Raw genomic sequence first — 20,092 nt, 5'->3', positions numbered from 1 at the left:
AATTACGAAAGCAGAACGTTGGGCTTCGAAACACTGGATTCAAGAGATGCCGCGCCTTTCCAAAGCCAACAAAAAACCGCCGTCGCCAAATCGGCAACGGCGGTCCATCAAAGGTCAATTGCAATCCTTAGGCAGGCACTCCAATCACTCCACCAGGAAGGCCACCATCATCATCCTCCTGCGAATTGACCGGACGCTCAGCCGGAGCATTTTGCACCGGAGGAGGCGTTGGCGGTTTGGGCGACTGCGGTGGGTTCTGAATTCGTCCGGTCTCCATGATTTCACGAATATGGCTGCCATCCAAGGTCTCATACTCAAGCAGCGCATGCGCAATCGCATCCAACTTGTCCTTGTGCTGTAGCAGCAACGCACGCGCCTTGTTGTAGGCCTCATCAATGAAGAGTTTCACCTCTTCATCAATCTTCTGTGCCGTAGCTCCGCTGTAGTTGCGGGAACGCCCCAGATCACGGGCTAAAAACACCGCGCTTTCGCCCTCGCCATACTCAACCATTCCCAGCTTGTCGCTCATGCCCCAGGCACAAACCATGCTGCGGGCAATGTTGGTCGCCTGACGAATGTCGCCCATGGCACCATTGGTCACGTCGCCGAACTGAATCTCTTCAGCCACACGACCACCCATGGCCACCACCAGGTCATCCAACAATTCGCTTTTGCGATGCGTAAACTTGTCTTCCTCAGGCAACCACATGGTGGAGCCCAACGATGGACCACGAGGAATGATGGTCACCTTGTGCAAAGGATCGGTATGTTCGAGCACTTCGATCAAGATCGCGTGACCCGCCTCATGGTAAGCCGTGTTCTCCTTTTCTTTCTCGCTCAGGGCCAGACTGCGACGTTCACGACCCCAGCGCACCTTGTCGCGCGCTTCTTCAAGTTCCGGCGTTCCGATCGCCTTCAAGTTACGGCGGGCAGCAAGCAACGCGGCTTCGTTGATGATGTTGGCCAGTTCCGCACCCGAGAAACCGGGAGTGCCACGGGCAATCTTGTTCAAATCGGCCGCCTCGCTCATTTTCACGCGCTTCGCATGCACCCTCAAAATTTCCTCGCGACCTTTCACATCGGGAAGGCTCACGGTCACCTGACGGTCAAAACGACCGGGACGAAGCAACGCAGGGTCCAACACGTCAGGACGGTTGGTGGCGGCAATGATGATGACCCCTTCTTGAGTATCAAAACCATCCATCTCCACCAGCATCGCATTGAGCGTCTGTTCACGTTCGTCATGACCACCGCCCATGCCGTGACCACGATGACGACCCACCGCATCGATCTCATCAATGAAGATCAAGCAAGGCGCATTCTTTTTGCCCTGCTCAAACATGTCGCGCACACGGCTCGCCCCAACGCCCACAAACATCTCCACAAAATCCGAACCGCTGATGCTAAAGAACGGCACATCGGCCTCACCCGCGATCGCTTTGGCCAGCAAGGTTTTGCCCGTTCCTGGGGAACCCACCATCAAAATGCCTTTTGGAATCTTACCACCGAGACGCTGGAACTTTTTCGGGTCCTTCAAGAACTCCACCAGCTCCCAAACCTCTTCCTTGGCCTCATCGCACCCAGCCACGTCCTTGAACGTGATCTTGTTGCGATCCTGATTAAGCATTTTCGCACGGCTCTTGCCAAAGCTCATCGCTCCCCGGCCGGCCATTTTCATCTGCTGCCGAATCAACAAAAACAAGCCCACCAAGATCAAAATCGGCAGCAAGGTCATGAAAATCATGCCCGTTGGATCAGAGAAATATCTCGGGGTCAAGGTCAGCGCGTTGCCGTCTGGATCCTTTTTGTCCTTCAGCAATTCCGCAATCTCCTCCTTTTGATAGGCGATGTTCACCGGCGTGGTGAATTCACGAATGTCAGGCTTCCCATCGGCCTTTGCGCCGTTGTCATAAGAACCCTGAATGTATTGCTCACGCTTGGATGGATTCTCCACCAGATAAAGCGGGTTCTTCGTCGAAGACAGCACCTTATTCTGCACCACCAACTCCTTGAACTTCATGTAGTCAATCGGCGGATCGCTCATCCCACCACCTTGATTCAGGAAAAATGCCCAGGCAATGATTAGGGCGGAGGCACCAAGCAACACGACACCTTTCCAGTTAAACTGAGGTTCTGGAGCGCGGCGATTGTTACGTTGGGCGTTAGGGTCTTCGTCAAGCATGGAGATTAGGGGCGAAAAGAGAAAATACCGGGCAGCATACACCCTAAGCAGGATGTGGCAAAGAAAAGACACCAAAGGCTACTTTTCCGTTCAAGTTTGAATACGTGCACTGATCTCCACCAAACACAGTTTTTTCACGTTCAATCGCCCGACTTGCGAGTTGTGCCACTCTAAAGCCCCCAAATCTCCTTCCATCTGACAACGCCCTGGCTAGCTCCGATGATCGATTCTTACATCGGCCCGCAGCTTGGAGAATTTCGCCAACCCCTCGGCCGTTACCTGGGTGCCCGGAAAGATTTCGATCACCTTGAGAGATTTTATCTGCGCCATCTCCGCCAGCATTCCATCCGTAAATCTCATCCCACGCAGCCCCACCCGCTCAATTCTTCCTCCCTTGATGGAAGTCAGTCCACTCCCGGGCAGCGCCACATTCTGAAACATGACGCTCGTCAACCCCGGCATTTCGCCCAGCCTGACCAAATGACCCTCGTTCAGCATCCTGCCATCCAGCAAAAGATGATTCACACTGGGGGAAGAAGTGAGAGTGATCATCTCGACCTCGGTCATTAAATCATTCGGATTGTTCCCATAAAACCGGCAGGTCATCAGTGATTTGGCGGCCTTCAGATCGATGGGAGTTTCCACTTGGGACGCGCTGAAAGAGGTTGACCTCAAGGACGGCAATGAAATCGCCCTCTCCAGATCCTCGCCCGCAATCGCAAGGCAGGCATGCAGCGACAGCAAGGTCAGCGATTTCATGTCAGCGAGATGAGGCAGCATCGCGACATCCAGCTTCGGACAATGCGCCAGGTGCAAATCCCTCAGGTTCTTTAGTCCTCGCAAATGACCAATCCCTGCACTGGTCACTTGCCGCGACCCCTCAAGGTTGAGCCGCTCCAAATCCTTCAGTGTCCCCAAAATGGCCAGCCCTTCATCTGTCATCGACTGATTCTCCCTCATCACCAGCTCACGCAAGGCCGAAAGGCTGGCCAAAACCCGCAAGGCCTCATCCTCCACATTCATATACTCCATCCGCAACACCTTCAATTCCCGCAACCCACCCAAAGTTTGCATCTCCTCTTTGGAAATGGGACGACGATTCGCCGCCGCCCCTACCATGCGGACACCCACCAATTCAAATCCCCGCTCGGGCAGGTCCGACTCCGCCTTCGCGGTGCGAACCTCCCTTCCCACTTGAATCTCCACCGTGCCTTCCTTGCTGAAAACCATCAACGCCGCCGCTTTTGCATCTCCCGGTCCCGCTGCAACTTCCGTGTCTCGCGTTTTAGCCTCCGCAACCTTGGGAACCTCTTTAGCTGGAGTTGGAGTTGGAATTGGAGATGGAGCAGGCGATGCCGGCACCGGTTTCGTTTCCAAACTCACCTGCTCCAAAGCCGCCGTTGCCATCGTCCCCGCCTGTCCCGGCTTCATCATCCCCTCCCGCCAACCGCGAACCGCTAAAGCGTCCTGCACCCGATCCTGCTGCGTCAAGGTAGCCTCCAGCTTCACCAGCGCTGCATCAAATTGGGACTGTAATCCCTTCGCCGCCCCCTCACGTGTCTGGACAATACCCGCATAGGTCCCCCGCCACGTGCTGCGTAGTCGTTTGAGCACCTCCGGCACCCCCGCTCCATCCTCCGCCGGGACCAGCGCAAGGGCATCTGACTTCACCAGCGCTGCGGCCTGTTGAAAAACCAACACTTCATCCAGATTGCCCGCCTGCCGGGCATTGGTGTCCTCCCGTCCCAGAGCCACCAGGTAACCCGCATTCAACTTCTTCAACGCCTGCTCATACGGACCGGTCACACGCTCCGTCATCAACCCCTCCATGCGCTTCTGCAACTCGGCAAACTCGGGCGGCAGCCCGCGCAGATCTCCCTCTTGGGTTTTCCCCGCCGCCAGCATTTTTCCGCCAGTATCCGCCGCCGCCTTCTCATCAAGCCCCACTTTCGCCAGCGCCTCCGCCTCCGACAATCCATCCAGATTGATCACCTCAATGCCACGCACCGGCTGGTTCTTCGGAAACAACGCCATGAAGCCTTCACTCCAGCGGTCATGATCCGCCACACTTACCACCTCGCCGTTATGCCGACCCCACAGACGTGAACCGACGGCAAACAGTTCCAGGTTAAACTCCCCACCATTCTCGACCACTGAAGCCGCGTTGGGAGCCGTCTCCCCCGCGATGTCCGTTACAAAAGCCCCCGATCCTCTCTGGATCACGCGAACCTTGCGGCGACCGGCGATCGCATACTCATAACCTCCGCCTGTCGGATCGTTGTTCATGCGAATCCGCAACATTGGCGAAGGCAAACCATCCACCTTACGGAAGGTGGCGCGTATCCCGCCATTCCTCACTTTGAAGTCATTCAAATGAAAATCATACTTTGTCGTGAGCCATCCATCTGCCTCCATTTTCGACTCTCCATCCTGCCGCAACTTGGTCGGCAGCTGCTCCCATTTTTCAAACAACCGCACCCACTCGCCTGGCGGAAACACTTTCACCCCGCCTGTGCTTTCAGCCAGCATTGGTTTCGATGCCGGTGGTGCCGATGGACGACGAATGGGAACCGCATCCGGACTCACATCCACCCCAATCCGGTCCACCCGCGCCAGCCTCAGCGCCTCCCCTTCCTCCATCCCATCAAGCCTCATGACCTGAATGTTCCGCACGTTCATGCACCCATAAATGCTCAGTTCGCCCTGCTCAATTTTATCATCCACCGCCCTGCCCAAATATCGATTTGCCACCCTCGCCACCAACCGTTTTCCAACGGCAAAAAACTCCACGTCGAACTCCTCATTCTCACGCAAAAAATCCAGCTTGATCGGCTCCGGAAAACTCATTCCCGCCATCGCCTTGTCATCATGCCGCCGATGATACACCAACGATGCCATCCCTTTCTTGATCCTCACTCCATAAAAATGATTCGCGCTGTTGCGCAGCTTCACCTCCACATCCCGATCCTTCATCATCCGAAACCTGGCGCGAATCCCCCAATCCTTGCCACTGGCCTCAGGCACCGCCAACGACACATACTTGGCAAACCTCATCCCCCCGTCAGGATCAAACCGCATGGCAGGACTATCCCCCTGCGTGAATCTCGCGACATCCGCCGCCTTCGTAAACACTCCCACCCATTTGCCTCGAGGATAAAGCCCCTCTTCCACAGGAGCCTTTTCAACGACCAGCACCGGTTCAGGCCCACCGACGCGCGATTCCACCTTCACCGCAGGCTTCATCAAAAACCACCCACTCACCGCCAACACCGGCACCATCACCAACGCAGGAATCAACCACCCCGGCTTTGTGGGTTCCTCGTGCTTCATCACTTGAACCGGAGCCGTCCTCCGCTGGGGCAAAACCTGCTGGCCATGCGCATGCGCTTGGCCCTGCACTTTCACCGGCCCGGAATGCCGCCCCACACCCCCGCCCGGCCCCGGACGCTGACCCATCGGTCGAGAATCCGCCAACACTGCTCTCGGAATGTCGTCATCGTCCGCCTCGAGTTTTACCATCGGTGTCGTCAGAATCTCATCCAGCGCTCGACGAATCTCGCCCGCACTTTGATATCGCAATTCCCGATCCGCCTGCATCGCCTTCACAATGATCTTATCAAAACGTGAATCCGACCCCACCTTGTCGCTCGGCAACTGAAACATCCCACGCGGAATTTCTCCGGTCAGCATGTTGTAAAGCATCACCCCCACCGCATAAAGATCCCCGCGATGATCCGACTCCATTCCCACCACCAGTGCTTCCGGCGCCACATAATCCGGCGTCCCGAGCGCCACGTCCTGCCGCGTCATGCCCAACTTTTCCTCAGTTTCCGCACCCTTGGCCAAACCAAAATCCGCCACCTTCACCTGCCCCTCGCGATTGATCAGCACGTTCGCCGGCTTGATGTCGCGATGGATTACCCCATGACCATGGGCATAGGTCAGGGCATCACACACATGCGCCGCAATGGCCAGCGCATGCGCCGGTGCCAGACGCCCCTGATCCAACACCATCTTCGACACGTCCGTCCCCTCCACATACTCCATCACAAAATACAACAGCCGCTGCCCGGACCCCGTTCCCACCGCCTCTCCGAAGTCAAACACGTTGACGATGCCAGGATGATTCATCCGCCCCATCGTCCGCGCTTCGTTTTGAAAACGCTGCACAAACGTCGCATCCTCATCATCGAAAACATCCCCGGGTAACACCTTGATCGCCACCAATCGGTCCAAAGAAAGCTGCCTCGCCCGGAACACCGCCCCCATACCTCCACGTCCCAAAAGATCCAAAAACTCATACGACGGCAACATCTCCTGCAATTCGCCCAATGTTGGTGGCTCCCAATACACCGACGGTCGCGAACCCGATTGCGGTCTCTTCAGCTGAAAGTCAGCTTCTACGTCCCCCGAATCACCGTCAATGGGTAGATCATTCATCTTAAGAATTAGTTAACTTGTCACATGCCTTGTTACCCATATTAACGGCACTTATTTCTTATCTTCTCGGCGAATTTTTCGACACAAATAGCACCGATCAAGAAAAGAAATGTCAAAGCATCGATCGCCCCGCGACCCAAAGTTTAGCATGTCACTTGTTCAATCGAGCACAAGTTTCGTGCCAAGTAGACACAAAAATGCACATCCCCTCAACGATAAGGCATTGTCTTACAGCAACACTTCCACCTCCAGCCGATTGCTGCGTCGAAACGGCCGTCTAAACTTCTTGATGTGGGGTTCAGATCCTGCACGGAAATTCGATTCCCCCCGCATCCCCTCCTCGTCTCGCCCTTGACTGCCGGAGTGCGTCCGAAAACTCGGCGTCGAAATCCGCGACAACGCCATCGCCATGCTGCCAAGCAACCAGGTCCCCGTGGCCTGATCCACCCGTTCCTCCACACCCCCAGTCAACCCTTCACATCCGCCAATTTGCGCCTTGTGCCAGCACGCCTAACGCCTACTCTTACAAGTCGCCCATGAGTCATATCACCGAGCCAACGCCACCCACCCAGCGCCCCACCCGCGCGGCGAGCAAGGCCATGGCCAGCGTCCTCGGCGCCCGCCAGCCCTGGTGGCGACGCGCCCTGCGCCGACTGCGCGGACTCTCCCCCGAAACCGTCAACAGCTCCATGCTTCCCGTGCTCATGGAAGTGTTCGCCGGATTCTCCATGATTGACGGAGAAATCATGGAGGAAGAGATCGACTCCTCCCTCGGCTTCATGCGCTACGACTACCCGGAGGCCATCTACTCCGAACTGCGCCGCATCTACTTCGAAGCCCTCCAAAAACCCCAGGATCTCTCCGCACGCGCTCGCGAACTGTCCCGCAGCCTATCCGTTGAACAAAAAATCCTCCTCGGCGTTCAGCTCTACCTGCTCATCTCCCGTTCCGAAAACTCCCGCCAGCAGCTTGTCGAATTCTACCTTTTCATGACCAACCTGGGCATCGCTGCCCAGGCCATTGACATCGTTTACCAGCTCAACGCCGAAGACAAACCCTCCGACGAAACCGACTTCCGCACCAAAAGCGGCCAGCCTCTTGAAACCCTTCGCATCGCCTCGCAGCAGCCCAGCGACGTCCTCCTCCGCTCCCTAAGTCCCGGCTGCAACGTCACCGCCTTCCGTTTCCAAAACCTCCTCCTCCTCAAAAACACCGGCTCCGTCAACATCCTCGTCCGCTCCCGTATCCTGCGTCCCGGCGACTTTTCCCGACTCTACACCAGCGAACGCCTCGTCCTCGAAGACATCTCCCTCGACTACGCCGACCTTATCTCCTATTTCAACGCCAAGAAAAACCTCACCGGCACCCAGCTCTACCTGACCCTTACCGAAGAAGGCTCCGCCGAAATCACCCAGACCCGCAGCCGCGGCACCAACCTGCGCATCTCCTTCGGCCTTACCGTCCTCATCGAGGCCCTGCGCGATACCGACGCCAAAATCAACGGCCTCGCCCTCAAAGAAGGCACCTCCATTGAAGCCTCCATCGAGGACAAAATCATCGCCCAGGGCGACATCGAAATCTCCCTCCACGAACTGCGCCGCCGCGCCCGTGAATTCGGAGAACAATTCCGCCTTGAAGGCTCCCGCAACACCTACCTCGTCTCCAACAACCCCGACCTCCTCGACGAAGGCGACATCCTCCTCACCCAAAACGGCGAAGGTGAGATCCTCCTCAAAATCGTCATCCATTACGAGGACAAAACCGGAGAACTCGAGATCCTCCGCACCGACCGGCCCATCTACGTCGGCAACCACACCATTCGCGAACGCGCCCTCCTCCACGACGGCGACACCATCATTCTCGGCGAAGGCCAATACCTCCGCTGCCACTTTGCCGACCGCATCATCGAAGAGGAACGCAACGTCGTCCGCCAACTTGAACTCCGCGAAGTCGGCCATCGTTACGACCGACAGGACACCGCCCTCGACGGCATCAGCCTGCTCGCCCGTCGCGGTGAAATGATCTGCGTCATGGGCCCCTCCGGTTGCGGCAAATCCACCCTCCTTCGCACCCTCGGCGGCCAGCTCAAACCCCGCAGCGGAGACATTCTGCTCAACAGCCACCCGCTTTACGAAAACCTCGACAACCTCTGTCCCTACATCGCCTACATCCCCCAGGAGGACGCCTACGACACCCTCCTCAAGGTCAAAGAAAACCTCGACTTCTCCGTCGCCGTCCGCTGCCCCCACCTTCCGCGTGAGGAACGCCGCAAACGCGTCGACGCCAAACTCATCGAACTCGGCCTCAACGAACTCCGCAACCGCCTGGCCGGCACTCCGCAGCAAAAATTCCTCTCAGGTGGCGAACGCAAACGCCTCAACGCCGGTCTCGACATGATCGGCATCGCCGACGTCTACCTCTTCGACGAACCCACCTCCGGCCTTTCCTCCAAAGACTCCGAACACGTCCTCGACCTCATCCGCAACCTCGCCAAAAACAAGATCGTTTTCGCGTCGATCCACCAGCCCAGCACCAAACTCCTGCAAAAATTCGACAAGGCCCTGCTCCTCGACAAAGGCGGCAAAATGGCCTTCTTCGGCACCCCGCGCGGCATGCTCGAATACTTCTGGCAGGCCCTCCACGAAGAAACCGGCCAGATCGAGGAACCCCAGGCACAGCCCATGCCCGACAGCGTCACGCCCGACCTGGTATTCGACGTGCTTGAAACCCCTCTTCGCGACATCAGCGGTGACGTCATCCACGAACAAACCGGCGATGGACACATGGTCGCCGCACGCCGATTCCCCCCCAACTTCTGGCGCGACCGCTTCCAGACCCATTCCGTCATGCACAGCATGGCCCCCAAAACCGTTGAAGCCCCCAGCCCCAACCGCGACGCCACCCTTCTCGACTCGCTCGCCCATACCCAACGCAAGCTCCCCATCCCCCCCCAGCACACCTTCCGCGAAGAGACCATCCTCTTCGCCACCATGGTCAAACGTGCGTTCCTCAGCAAACTCCGCAACCGCGCCAACCTCCTCACCACCCTTCTCGAAGCCCCCACCCTCGCGCTGCTCATCTCGATGGTGCTTCGCTATTCCGAAGACGACTCCACCTACACCTTCGCCAGCGCCTTCCACATCCCCACCTACCTCTTCCTCACCTTGGTTGTCGCCATGTTCCTCGGCCTCACCAACAGCGCCGACGAAATCATCCGCGACCGACCCATGCTCAGCCGCGAGCGCAATCACAATCTGCGCATCAGCTACTACATCATCGGCAAAATCCTCTCCCTCTCCACCTTCTCCCTCATCCAGTGCGTCATTTATCTGCTCATCGGCAACGCCGTCCTGGAACTGCGCGAGATGTTCACCATCCACCTCTTCTGGATGTTCCTCACCTCTTTGACCGGGGTCTGTCTTGGCCTGCTCGTCTCCACGCTGGTCCACGACATCCGCACCGCCCTCAACATCATCCCGCTTCTCCTCATCCCGCAGATCATCCTCGGCGGCGCCCTCATCAAATACGAGGAAATGAACCGCAACCTCGACTTCGTCTACTCCATCCGTCAATGGATCGAGAAACAGGGCGGCGATCCCGTCGAAGCCAGCAAATTGAAAGTCCCCCTCATCTGCCAGATCATGCCGCTTCGCTGGTCCTATGAAAGCGCCATCATCGCCCAGGCCAAACTCAACCCCCTTAGCAGTGCCCAGAGCAAACTCGAAGAACGCATTCAGACCCTCATCAACCTCCCCGAAGACGTGGAAATGACCGAAGCCCAGCGCGAAGAACTCGACGTCACCAAACAAGCCCTCGCCGTTGTCTCCGGCCTCCAGGACCGCGATCCACAAGCTGTCAGCAGCCGCCTTGGCAACATTATCAACGAAGTCCTGTCCACCGGCAAACTCGATCCCGAAATCGCCGCCGATCACAGCAGCAGGAACAGCGTCAGCGCCGAGGAAATTTATGTCAACCGCAAGGTTCTTGACCTCGTCACCAAAGCCGAAATGGAACGCGAAGACTACCGTCGAGAGTCCACCCCCAACGTCTTCTTCGGCACCATAAAAACCTTCAGCCTCATTCAGGAAAAAGAAAAACCCCTCCCTCAGCCCAACACCCTTGAAGCCGTGCAAAGCTTCACAGGTGTGAAAGAAAAGAAACCCTGGTGGCAGGAGATCAAAATCAACACCCTGTGGCTGAATTTCGTCATCATGATCCTCACCCTCATCGGCGTCATCATCACCGTCCACGCCGCCCTCCGCCGACAACTCTCCAGAGTGTAGTTGATAATTGAAAAGGGACCGCGAAGTTTTACTTCGCTTCATCCTTCATCCTTTCGCCTTCATCCTTCATCCTTTCAAAGTGCCCACTGCGATCATCATCGGCTCCGGCCCCAACGGACTCACCGCTGCCATCCGCCTCGCCCAGGCCGGTTGGGAAACCACGGTCCTTGAAGGTTCCGACACCCCCGGCGGTGGCACCCGCACCAAAGACCTCACCCTCCCCGGCTTTCATCACGACGTCTGCTCCGCCGTCCATCCCATGGGCGTCGCCTCGCCCTACCTCCGCAGCCTCGACCTCGAATCGCACGGCCTCAAGTGGCTGCATCCCGAAATCCCCCTCGCCCACCCGATTACCCCCGGTCACGCCGTCGTCCTCTACCAATCGCTCAGCCAAACCGCCGCCGCCCTCGGCAAAGATGCCCCACGCTATCGCCGCCTTTTCGAACCCCTCGTCAAAAACGCCCTCGACCTCTATTCCGACCTCCTCCGCCCCGCCGCCATCCCCACCAACCCGCTCGCGGCCGCCCGCTTCGGCATTCCCGCCGCCCTTCCTGCCACCCTCCTCGCAAAATACTTCTCCACCCCCGAAGCCCGTGCCCTGTTCGCCGGCAACGCCGCCCACTCGGTCATCGCCCTCGAAAACCCTTTCACCTCCGCCATCGGCCTCATGCTGCAAATGAGCGCCCACGTCGGCGGCTGGCCCATCCCCAAAGGCGGCTCCCAGTCCATCACCAAAGCCCTCATCAAAATCCTTAAATCTCTCAACGGCAAAATCCAGCTCAACACTCCCGTCACCAAATTCACCGACCTCCCCGACGCCGACGCCTACCTCTTCGACATCAGCCCCAAGAACCTCGCCAAGATCTGCGCCGATTCCCTGCCCAAACGTTACCTCGGTAAACTCAACCGTTACCGCCACGGCCCCGGCGTCTTCAAAATCGACTACGCCCTCAACGCCCCCATCCCCTGGCGCAACGAAGCCTGTCGCAAAGCCGGCACCGTCCACGTCGGCGGCACCATCGACGAAGTCGCCGCCTCCGAACGCGCCGCGTGGGAAGGCAAACCCAGCGAGCATCCCTTCCTCCTCGTCGCCCAACCCACCATCACCGACCCCGGTCGCGCCCCCAAAGATCAGCACATCGCCTGGACCTATTGCCATGTCCCCAACGGCTGCACCCGCGACATGCGGCCCGCCATCGAGGCCCAAATCGAACGTTTTGCCCCCGGTTTCCGCGACACCATCCTCGACGCCCACGTGCTCAACACCGAGCACATGGAGCACTACAACCCCAATTACATCGGCGGCGACGTTGTTGGTGGCGTCACCGACTGGCGGCAACTCCTCACCCGCCCTGTCAGCCTCATCGATCCCTACGCCACTCCCAACCCAAAAATCTTCCTTTGCTCCGCCTCCACCCCCCCCGGCGGCGGTGTCCACGGCATGTGCGGCTACTGGGCTGCGGAGTGTGTCATCAAGAAAAATTCAAACGTAGCCGCCTAAAGATCTCGTCTCATCGCCATTTAGAGCGCAGACTTAAGGTATCCACATTTCCAGTCCCGCCGATTTTTGGACTGCGGTGGCCAAGATGCCAAGGCCATCCTGGCGTCGTCGACACCGCTTTCGCCACACCCAACGTCCCCAAATCCCAATCCCATGCCCCGCCTCATCCTTCTCACCTTCCTGTTCCTCGCCCCCCTCGCCCCCGCCGCCGAACACCTTCCCCAATCCCTCACCTTTCCCAACAAAACCGCCTTCAACAAAATCGTCGCCACTGCCCAACAACAAAACTGGCGTGCCCTCCCCATGGGCGAACGCGTTGCGAAGTTCGGCCTTGCCATGCGCGGCACACCCTACGTCGGCTACACCCTTGAAATCCACGATCACACCGAATCCGCCTCCGCCAATTTCTCCGGACTCGACTGCTGGACCTTCTTCGAAATCGCCCTCGGCCTTGCCCGCATGATCGAAGTGCCCAAACCCACCTACACCCCCTCCGATCTCCTCGCCGAAATCGAATGGACCCGCTACCGCGGCGGCGTCTGCAATGGCAATTACCTGGACCGCATCCACTACCTCGCCGAATGGTATTACGACAACGAAGCCCGCGGCAACGTCGTCAAGGTGACCACCAAAGTCGGCCCCACCGTTTCCCTCGTCGGTCGCAAATGCCAGGAAATGACCGTGCTCTGGAAAGGCTACCGGTATCTCCGCAAAAACCCCTCGCTGCTGCCACAAATGGCCAAAATCGAAGCCCGCGAAAGCGCTTTGCCCTTCCGCTACATCCACAAATCCAAGGTTGCCGCCATCGAAAAAAACATTCAGCCCGGCGACATCATCGGCATCGTCACCAAACACACCGGCGGTCACTGTTCCCACGTCGGCCTCGCTTATCGCGGCAGCGACGGCGTCATGCGCCTCATGCACGCTTCGCGCAATTACAAAAAAGTGGTCATCGACAAATCCATCTCCGGCTACCTCCACGAGTTCAACAGCCACATCGGTATCATCGTCGCCCGTCCGCTGCCCCGCAGTCAGACCATCCGAGAGAAACCCACCTACCTCGCCAATCTGCAACGCCTCACCACAAAGTAGAAGGCCCGTCCCGGGCCTTGGTGGATTTCTACTTTTTCACATCCCCAAACCCCAACTTCACCACCACCGGCCGGTGATCGCTGCCAGTTAAAAAATCTGGCACGTCATACACATAAGAACTTTTCATGTTCACCCGCTTCATCAACGCCCGGTTCGCCAGCACATAATCAAATCGCGAATACACGTCCGCAGCCGCCCAATAATACGTCCAGGTCTGGCCGCGCGTGTCCACCAGTTTGACATCCGATAGCGACAACTCCGCACGTGACCGCCCCCTCAGTTCCACCATCGGGGCTTCATGACTGTTCTCGTTAAAATCCCCATACACCAACAATTCTGTCTCCGGTGCCTTCACCAGAACCGCTTCCACATGCTGCCTCAACAACGCCGCCTCATTGCGACGCATCAATGACTCATCCGCCTCCGGCACTTCCCGCTTCGACTTCAAGTGGACCCCCATGCAGCGGAACCGAGCTCCACCAGCCGTCTGCAAGGTCACATCCAAAATCCCCCGCTGCAGAGGAAACACCACTTCTCCCAATTTATACGTCAGACTCTTCTGCGAATCCCTCGCCACAATCGGCAACTTGCTCAGCAACCCCTGACACCTCACCGGGTCGCCGCCATGCGCATGCTCCACATGCGGATAGTCGATCCCGTTCTTCTTCAATCGCGACCGCAGATCCTCCAGATCCTCCTTTGACCCAATCTCGGTCAAACCCACCACATCCGCATTGATCTCCGTCAAAAACTTCACCACCGCCTTGATTTCCCTCTCCGGCTTGCCCACCCCTTCCGTCCGCTGTCCATCCACAAAACGCTGCATCTTCAAGTAGTTCTTTACGTTGTAGGCGCAAAACACCACCTCACCCGGTTCCCGAACGACTTGTGCACTCAGGTCAACAATCAGCCCAAGCAAAACTCCGATGACACCAGGCAAAAAACAAAACCGCTTCATGGCCCACAGGCAACATGAAGCGGTGATATTGGCAAGAAGTAAAACGGGAATTACGCGTCCGTCGTCGTAGGAATGCGCTGCTGCTCAGGAGCTTTTGTCACAGGGCGGGCAGCTTCGTCCTGAGCAGTAGTCAATTCATGCTCAAACTCTTCACGAGCTTTCTTGAATTCCCCCATGCTCTTCCCGAGACTGCGGGCAAAAGAAGGAAGTTTTTTGGCACCAAACAGCACAAGGATCAACACTGCGATGATGATCATTTCCGTGGTGCCGAGAGGACCGATGGCGAGGAAAGGGTGGTTCATAATAACTAGATAATAAGGTCTTTAACGGGTTCACGCAATGGGAAGTTTCGTCCCTGCGCCTACGATAAATACGCATCCCTGACATCTTCCATATCATTAAAACTTCAGTAATACCTTCCCTGCCCGGCCCGACTCCTGCGCCCTCGCCAATGCTTCCCGATACTCACCCACCTCAAACACCCGCTCCACCGGCTGCAGCAAATCCCCCTTCATGACCATCGCCACCAGCGGCTGCATCACCTCCGCAATCTCCGCCGAACTCGCATGATCCATCCACCGGCTCAACCAGCAGCCCCGGATCTCCAAGTCCTTGAAAATCAAATACTTATTGGGGACTTTCAAACTTCGACGACTCATCGCCCCATACGTCACCACCGCTCCCGACACCGACACCACCTCCATCAACCGCAACGCACTGTCACCGCCCACCGCGTTCAGAGCCAATCGCACTTTTTCCTCGCCCACCAGCTCCAACGCCAACCGAACTCCTTCCGCATCATCCAAAAACACCGCGTCACCGCCCAACGCCTTCAATTCGGCAATCAACTCCTGCCGCCGCACAAAACTGATCGTTCGAAACCCCTGCGACTTCGCAATTTGAATCACCGCCCTGCCCACCCCGGAATTCCCCGCATTCTGCACCACCCAGTCACCCTGTTCCAGCAGTCGATATTCATGCAACAACCGCCATGCTGTCGTCGGATTCACCCGTAGCATCGCCGCCTGCACCTCATCAAAATCTTTGGGCAATTTCGCGAACTGATTCTCGGCCAGCACCATCGTCGTCGTCCACGAACCCCAGGCCGACAACGGAATCACCAAATCCCCCACCTCCAGAGATTCCACCGCCTCCCCAACCGATTCCACCCGTCCACAACCCTCAACACCTGGCACGGCCGGAAAATTCGGTGCCTTTCCATAGGTCCCCTCGATGAAATTCAAATCCGCCGGATTGATCGGCGCATACAACATTCTTACCCGGACCTCATGCCCCTGCGGCTCCCCCGCTTCAAACTCCTCCAAAAAAACCACCTCCGACGGCACCCCACTTTGATGAATTACAAGACGCATTCCCTTAGTAGAAACCAAAACTCCGATCATCGAAAGCAGAATCATCCTTCTGCCGACTTCGCTGGGTAGCCACAATGAAATGCCCTTGCGCACCGCTCGAATCCCATCCAAGGAAACCCTCCCATGAGTTCCCCTTACAAGATCGCAGTCCTCGCCGGTGATGGCATCGGCCCCGAAGTGATGGCCCAGGCACGCCACGTCCTCGCCAAAATCAGCGAAAAATTCGGTCCCAGCTTTGAATTCACCGAACAACTCGTCGGCGGAGCCGCCATTGATGCCGTGGGCAAAGCCCTCCCTGCCGAGACTCTCGCCGCCTGCGAAGCCAGCGACGCCATTCTCTTCGGCAGCGTCGGCGGCCCAAAATGGGAAACCCTTCCCCCCAATGAACAACCCGAACGCGGTGCCCTCCTCCCCCTCCGCAAACACTTCGGACTGTTCGCCAACCTTCGCCCGAGCATTTGCTACCCCAGCCTCACCCACGCTTCTCCCGTAAAAGAGGAGCTCATCGCGGGCGGCTTCGATGTGCTCTGTGTTCGCGAACTGACCGGCGGCCTCTACTTCGGCCAGCCCAAGTTCCGTGGCGAAAAAGATGGTGAAATGACCGCCATCGACACCATGATCTACAAAAAGAGCGAGATTGTGCGCATCGCCCATGTCGCCTTCAAGGCCGCTCAAGGCCGTCGCAAACAACTCACCTCCATCGACAAGGCAAACGTTCTTGAAAACGGCATCCTCTGGCGCGCCACGGTTGAAGAAGTCGCCAAGGACTATCCCGACGTGAAACTCAGCCACCTCTACGTCGACAACGCCGCCATGCAGCTCATCAAACAGCCCCGCAGCTTCGACGTGGTCCTCTGCGAAAACCTTTTCGGCGACATTCTGTCGGACGAAATGGCCATGATCACCGGCAGCCTTGGCATGCTTGCCAGCGCCAGCCTCGGTCAGGCCAAAGGCGACGGACTCTACTTCGGCCTCTTCGAACCCTCCGGCGGATCCGCCCCCGACATCGCGGGAAAAGGCATCGCCAACCCGATTGCGCAAATCCTCTCAACCGCCCTTCTGCTGCGTTTCTCCCTCGGACTCGAAAAAGAAGCCGCTGCCATCGAAGCCGCCGTTCGCAAGGTCATCGATGACGGCCTCCGCACCGGCGACATCTACAGCGGCGCTGAAGGCACCCGCAAAGTCAACACCGCCGAAATCGGCAGTGCCATCGTCGCGGCCATTTGATCCATCAATGACGGAGGTCGGAGGCAGAAAGCGGAGTTAACAAGTCCACCTCCGACTTCCCACTTCCCACCTCCGACTTCCAAAGCCCCGCCCCCATTTCCGCAATCCGCATTCCGAATCCCTTGACGCCCACAAAAGCCTCTCTTAGTTTCGCCACCATAATGAACGCGCAGCCTTATTTTCGTGTCGCCCTGATGACCGCCACTGTTTTTGCCGTGACAGCAATCGACACTCCGCTTGCCGCCCAAAGCAAACTCAACCCTGTCAACTGGTTCAAAAAGACCCCTGACAGCGTCCCTTCCGCCTCCGAGCAACAATCCCAGGAAGCCGCCGCCCAAGCCATGCTGCGCGACGCCAAAACCGCCCAGTCCACCGGCGACGCAGGCAAGGCTCTTTCCATCTACCGCGACATCGTCAGCCGCTACCGCTTCACCAACAGCGCCGCCAACGCCCAGTTTGAATACGCCTCCATCCTTCGCTCCCAGGATAAACTGAAGGACGCCTTTGAAGCCTTCCAAAAGTTCATCACCGACTACCGTCAGAGCTCTTTGTTCGACAACGCCATCGAACAGCAGTTTCAAATTGCTGAAGAAGCCCGCGCCGGCAAAAAGCAGCCCACCTTGTTGCTCATTCCGATGAAGATGGACCGCAGCGAGCTGGTCACCATGTATCAGGGTGTCATTCGCAACTCTCCTTACGGCAAGTATGCCTCCTATTCCCAGTTCGCCATCGGTGAAGTCTACCAGGACGACGGCGACAAGGTCAACGCCAACATCGCGTTTCAAACCGTCGTCGAAAACTACCCGAGAACCAAGCTCGCCTCTGAAGCCCAGTTCCGTATCGGTGCCATCAGCAGCGCCGCTGCCCAGCGCACCCAGGACAGTGCCAATCTCAACACCACCCGAGATGCTTTGGAAACCTACCGTCTCGCCAATCCCGATGGCGAACGCATGAGCGAAGCCGAAGCCCTCCTCAGCCAGAGCAACGAAGCCCTCGCGCTCAAGTCGCTCGAAGTCGCCAAATTTTACGAGAAAGCCGGCAAACCCGCCGCAGCCGCCATCTATTACAATGAGGCCCTCACCAGCGGCTCGCCCGAGATTGCCGTTGCCGCTCGCGAGCGTCTCGCCGCCATCACCTCAGCCTACCCTGAGGAAATGAAGAATACCCCTGCCATGCAGGACCAAAACTTCACCGTTCCAGCGGCCACCCAAATTAAAAACCGTGACGAATATGCTGGTCCTCCAGCCCCTGTCATCGCTCAAATGTCCCGCAAATCCGAAATGCGCATCGAAGAAGACAACTTCCAGCCCATCCCCCTTGTGGAGCCAGATCTTCCCGTTCGTCCTGCCGATCAAACGCAGCCAGGCATGCTCCTCCCACCTGCTGAAGGCACCAACCCGCTCCTTCTCCCCGTCCCTCCTGCCCCTGATGCTGCTGCTCCCGACATGAAAGCTCCAACGCCAGAGCTTCCAGTTCCTGCCGCACCAGCTCCTGCACCAGCATCTGAAGCTGCACCAACTCCCGCTCCTGCCGCAGAAGAAAAACCAGCACCGGCTCCGGCAGCAACACCTGAACCAGTCACGGAACCCAAGCCATGACCAAACTGGGGACGGCACTCCCACCGTCTCCTGATTGTCATCGGCTGATTCTGGCATCCTTCTCCCAAGCACTCCTCTCTCCCATTCACCCATCGTCCATGAAGAAATTCCTCTGCCTGCCCGTTCTCATTCTCGCCCTCACCGGATGCTCTGGCTACCAACTCGGATCGAGCAAGCCTTCGCAACTTGCCGGCATTCAAAAGCTCGCCGTGCCGACCTTCAAAAACGACACGCTTGAGCCCCGCCTGGAAGTCCTTGCGACCAACGCTCTCATCAAAAAAATCCAGATGGATGGCGCCTATCAGATCGTTCCCGTCAGCGAGGCCGACGCCGTCCTTCGCGGAACCATCACCACCATTGAGCGCAGCCAGTTCCGCTCCGCCCGCAGCAATACCCTTCGCACCAGCGAACTGCTGATGCGTCTTCAAGTTAACTACACCATTGAAGACAGCGCCGGTCTCCCTGTCTACGCCGGTTCCGCCCGCGGTCAGTCCAACATTGTTCTTGATCCCAACGTGCAACTTTCCGAGCGTCAAGGTCTCGCGGATGCTGCCGAAAACCTGTCCACTTCCATGGCCAGCCAGATCAGCGAAGGCTGGTAATCCTGCCTTCTATTCCATGATGATTCCCGTAAGGCGCTGCCATCCGCAGCGCCTTTTTTCTGCCCATTCCCTGTTCCCCATCTAAAAATTTAAAATTCCTCATTCAAAATTCCTTCGATGCCCGGCAAACTCCAGCTCATCGCCACCCCGATCGGCAACCTCAACGACCTCTCCCTGCGCGCCATCGAAACTCTGCGCCTCGCCGACCAGGTCGCCTGCGAAGACACCCGCCACAGTGGACGCCTCCTCCAGCATCACGGCCTTCACCGTCCCCTGCTCTCCCTCACCGAACACAACGAAGCACGACGCATCCCCGAACTTCTTCAGAAACTCACCGATGACAAAAACATCGCCCTCGTCTCCGATGCCGGCAACCCCACCCTTTCAGATCCCGGCCAGCGCCTCGTTCATGCCGCCATCCATGCGGGTCATGAAATCGAAGTGATCCCCGGCCCCAGCGCCGTCCTCACCGCCCTCATCGGTTCTGGACTTCCCACGGTCCCCTTCTACTTCGGCGGATTTCTCCCCCACAAAAAAGGCCAGCGCGAAAAGGAAGTGATCGCCGCCATGGATCGCGAATGCACCAGCCTCTATTTTGAATCGCCCTACCGCCTCGTCGACACCCTCCGAATGGCCGCCACTTGTCGACCCGATCACCGAATCGTCGTTGCGCGGGAACTGACCAAAATGTTTGAGGAATTCCATCGCGGTTCGGCTCAGTCCGTGCTTGAACACTATGAATCCACAACACCCAAAGGCGAAATCCCCCTCGTCATCGCACCACGCGATCTTCCCAACTGGATGATCCGCGCCGAAGCATGACCAACGTGCCCCGC

13 protein-coding genes are annotated in these 20,092 nt (G+C 57.7%); 7 read left to right on the top strand and 6 right to left on the bottom strand.

Annotation, left to right across the window (positions count from 1 at the left end; genetic code table 11):
• Positions 1-127 precede the first annotated feature (127 nt).
• From ftsH to FEM03_RS10425, 3 genes are all read right to left on the bottom strand, one after another.
• Positions 128-2,182 carry an ATP-dependent zinc metalloprotease FtsH gene (gene ftsH, locus FEM03_RS10435; protein WP_138086196.1) on the bottom strand — a complete coding sequence of 685 codons (2,055 nt, stop codon included), beginning with the start codon at positions 2,180-2,182 and terminating at the stop codon, positions 128-130.
• 210 nt (positions 2,183-2,392) lie between these two features.
• Entirely contained in the window at positions 2,393-6,622 is a 4,230-nt protein-coding gene (locus tag FEM03_RS10430) for a protein kinase domain-containing protein (protein ID WP_138086195.1), read from the bottom strand.
• A gap of 228 nt (positions 6,623-6,850) precedes the next feature.
• Positions 6,851-7,093, bottom strand: a complete 243-nt coding sequence (locus FEM03_RS10425; RefSeq protein WP_138086194.1) for a hypothetical protein — start codon at positions 7,091-7,093, stop codon at positions 6,851-6,853.
• A gap of 65 nt (positions 7,094-7,158) precedes the next feature.
• Between FEM03_RS10425 and FEM03_RS10420 the strand changes: the two genes are divergently transcribed.
• From FEM03_RS10420 to FEM03_RS10410, 3 genes are all read left to right on the top strand, one after another.
• Positions 7,159-10,905 (top strand): ABC transporter permease, encoded by a 3,747-nt coding sequence (locus FEM03_RS10420; protein WP_138086193.1) that lies wholly within the window; start codon positions 7,159-7,161, stop codon positions 10,903-10,905.
• Between the two features lie 79 nt (positions 10,906-10,984).
• Entirely contained in the window at positions 10,985-12,406 is a 1,422-nt protein-coding gene (locus FEM03_RS10415; protein WP_138086192.1) for a phytoene desaturase family protein, read from the top strand.
• A gap of 153 nt (positions 12,407-12,559) precedes the next feature.
• Positions 12,560-13,498: an N-acetylmuramoyl-L-alanine amidase-like domain-containing protein gene (locus FEM03_RS10410; RefSeq protein ID WP_138086191.1), complete on the top strand. Its 939-nt coding sequence runs from the start codon at positions 12,560-12,562 to the stop codon at positions 13,496-13,498.
• Between the two features lie 28 nt (positions 13,499-13,526).
• On the opposite strand, the gene FEM03_RS10405 is transcribed toward FEM03_RS10410, so the two are convergent.
• The 3 genes from FEM03_RS10405 to FEM03_RS10395 all read right to left on the bottom strand — a co-directional run bounded on the left by FEM03_RS10405 (position 13,527) and on the right by FEM03_RS10395 (position 15,829).
• A complete protein-coding gene (locus FEM03_RS10405) occupies positions 13,527-14,456 on the bottom strand; it encodes an endonuclease/exonuclease/phosphatase family protein (protein ID WP_138086190.1) in 930 nt (309 codons plus the stop codon).
• A 50-nt stretch (positions 14,457-14,506) separates the two neighbouring features.
• A complete protein-coding gene (locus tag FEM03_RS10400) occupies positions 14,507-14,758 on the bottom strand; it encodes a Sec-independent protein translocase subunit TatA/TatB (protein WP_138086189.1) in 252 nt (83 codons plus the stop codon).
• A gap of 96 nt (positions 14,759-14,854) precedes the next feature.
• On the bottom strand, positions 14,855-15,829 hold the full coding sequence (locus FEM03_RS10395; RefSeq protein ID WP_206170957.1) for an MDR family NADPH-dependent oxidoreductase: 975 nt from the start codon (positions 15,827-15,829) through the stop codon (positions 14,855-14,857).
• Positions 15,830-15,952: 123 nt separating this feature from the next.
• Between FEM03_RS10395 and leuB the strand changes: the two genes are divergently transcribed.
• The 4 genes from leuB (at position 15,953) to rsmI (ending at position 20,078) form a co-directional block, all read left to right on the top strand.
• Positions 15,953-17,056, top strand: a complete 1,104-nt coding sequence (gene leuB, locus FEM03_RS10390; RefSeq protein ID WP_138086187.1) for a 3-isopropylmalate dehydrogenase — start codon at positions 15,953-15,955, stop codon at positions 17,054-17,056.
• A 161-nt stretch (positions 17,057-17,217) separates the two neighbouring features.
• Positions 17,218-18,654 carry an outer membrane protein assembly factor BamD gene (gene bamD / locus FEM03_RS10385; RefSeq protein ID WP_138086186.1) on the top strand — a complete coding sequence of 479 codons (1,437 nt, stop codon included), beginning with the start codon at positions 17,218-17,220 and terminating at the stop codon, positions 18,652-18,654.
• A 98-nt stretch (positions 18,655-18,752) separates the two neighbouring features.
• Entirely contained in the window at positions 18,753-19,256 is a 504-nt protein-coding gene (lptE, locus tag FEM03_RS10380) for an LPS assembly lipoprotein LptE (RefSeq protein WP_166442768.1), read from the top strand.
• 117 nt (positions 19,257-19,373) lie between these two features.
• On the top strand, positions 19,374-20,078 hold the full coding sequence (gene rsmI / locus FEM03_RS10375) for a 16S rRNA (cytidine(1402)-2'-O)-methyltransferase (RefSeq protein WP_138086184.1): 705 nt from the start codon (positions 19,374-19,376) through the stop codon (positions 20,076-20,078).
• The last annotated feature ends 14 nt before the right edge of the window (positions 20,079-20,092 follow it).

Source organism: Phragmitibacter flavus (genome assembly GCF_005780165.1).
In the GTDB taxonomy this organism is placed as follows: Bacteria; Verrucomicrobiota; Verrucomicrobiia; order Verrucomicrobiales; family Verrucomicrobiaceae; genus Phragmitibacter; species Phragmitibacter flavus.
Note: the sequence above shows the minus strand (reverse complement) of the source record. Positions and strands in the feature narration are given on the sequence as shown.

Excerpts from the sequence above, each read along its gene's own strand:
- lptE (WP_166442768.1), top strand. The coding sequence starts at position 18,753 with ATGAAGAAATTCCTCTGCCTGCCCGTTCTCATTCTCGCCCTCACCGGA.
- FEM03_RS10405 (WP_138086190.1), bottom strand. The coding sequence starts at position 14,456 with ATGAAGCGGTTTTGTTTTTTGCCTGGTGTCATCGGAGTTTTGCTTGGG.
- FEM03_RS10410 (WP_138086191.1), top strand. The coding sequence starts at position 12,560 with ATGCCCCGCCTCATCCTTCTCACCTTCCTGTTCCTCGCCCCCCTCGCC.
- FEM03_RS10400 (WP_138086189.1), bottom strand. The coding sequence starts at position 14,758 with ATGAACCACCCTTTCCTCGCCATCGGTCCTCTCGGCACCACGGAAATG.
- leuB (WP_138086187.1), top strand. The coding sequence starts at position 15,953 with ATGAGTTCCCCTTACAAGATCGCAGTCCTCGCCGGTGATGGCATCGGC.
- ftsH (WP_138086196.1), bottom strand. The coding sequence starts at position 2,182 with ATGCTTGACGAAGACCCTAACGCCCAACGTAACAATCGCCGCGCTCCA.
- FEM03_RS10395 (WP_206170957.1), bottom strand. The coding sequence starts at position 15,829 with ATGCGTCTTGTAATTCATCAAAGTGGGGTGCCGTCGGAGGTGGTTTTT.
- FEM03_RS10420 (WP_138086193.1), top strand. The coding sequence starts at position 7,159 with ATGAGTCATATCACCGAGCCAACGCCACCCACCCAGCGCCCCACCCGC.
- bamD (WP_138086186.1), top strand. The coding sequence starts at position 17,218 with ATGAACGCGCAGCCTTATTTTCGTGTCGCCCTGATGACCGCCACTGTT.
- FEM03_RS10430 (WP_138086195.1), bottom strand. The coding sequence starts at position 6,622 with ATGAATGATCTACCCATTGACGGTGATTCGGGGGACGTAGAAGCTGAC.
- rsmI (WP_138086184.1), top strand. The coding sequence starts at position 19,374 with ATGCCCGGCAAACTCCAGCTCATCGCCACCCCGATCGGCAACCTCAAC.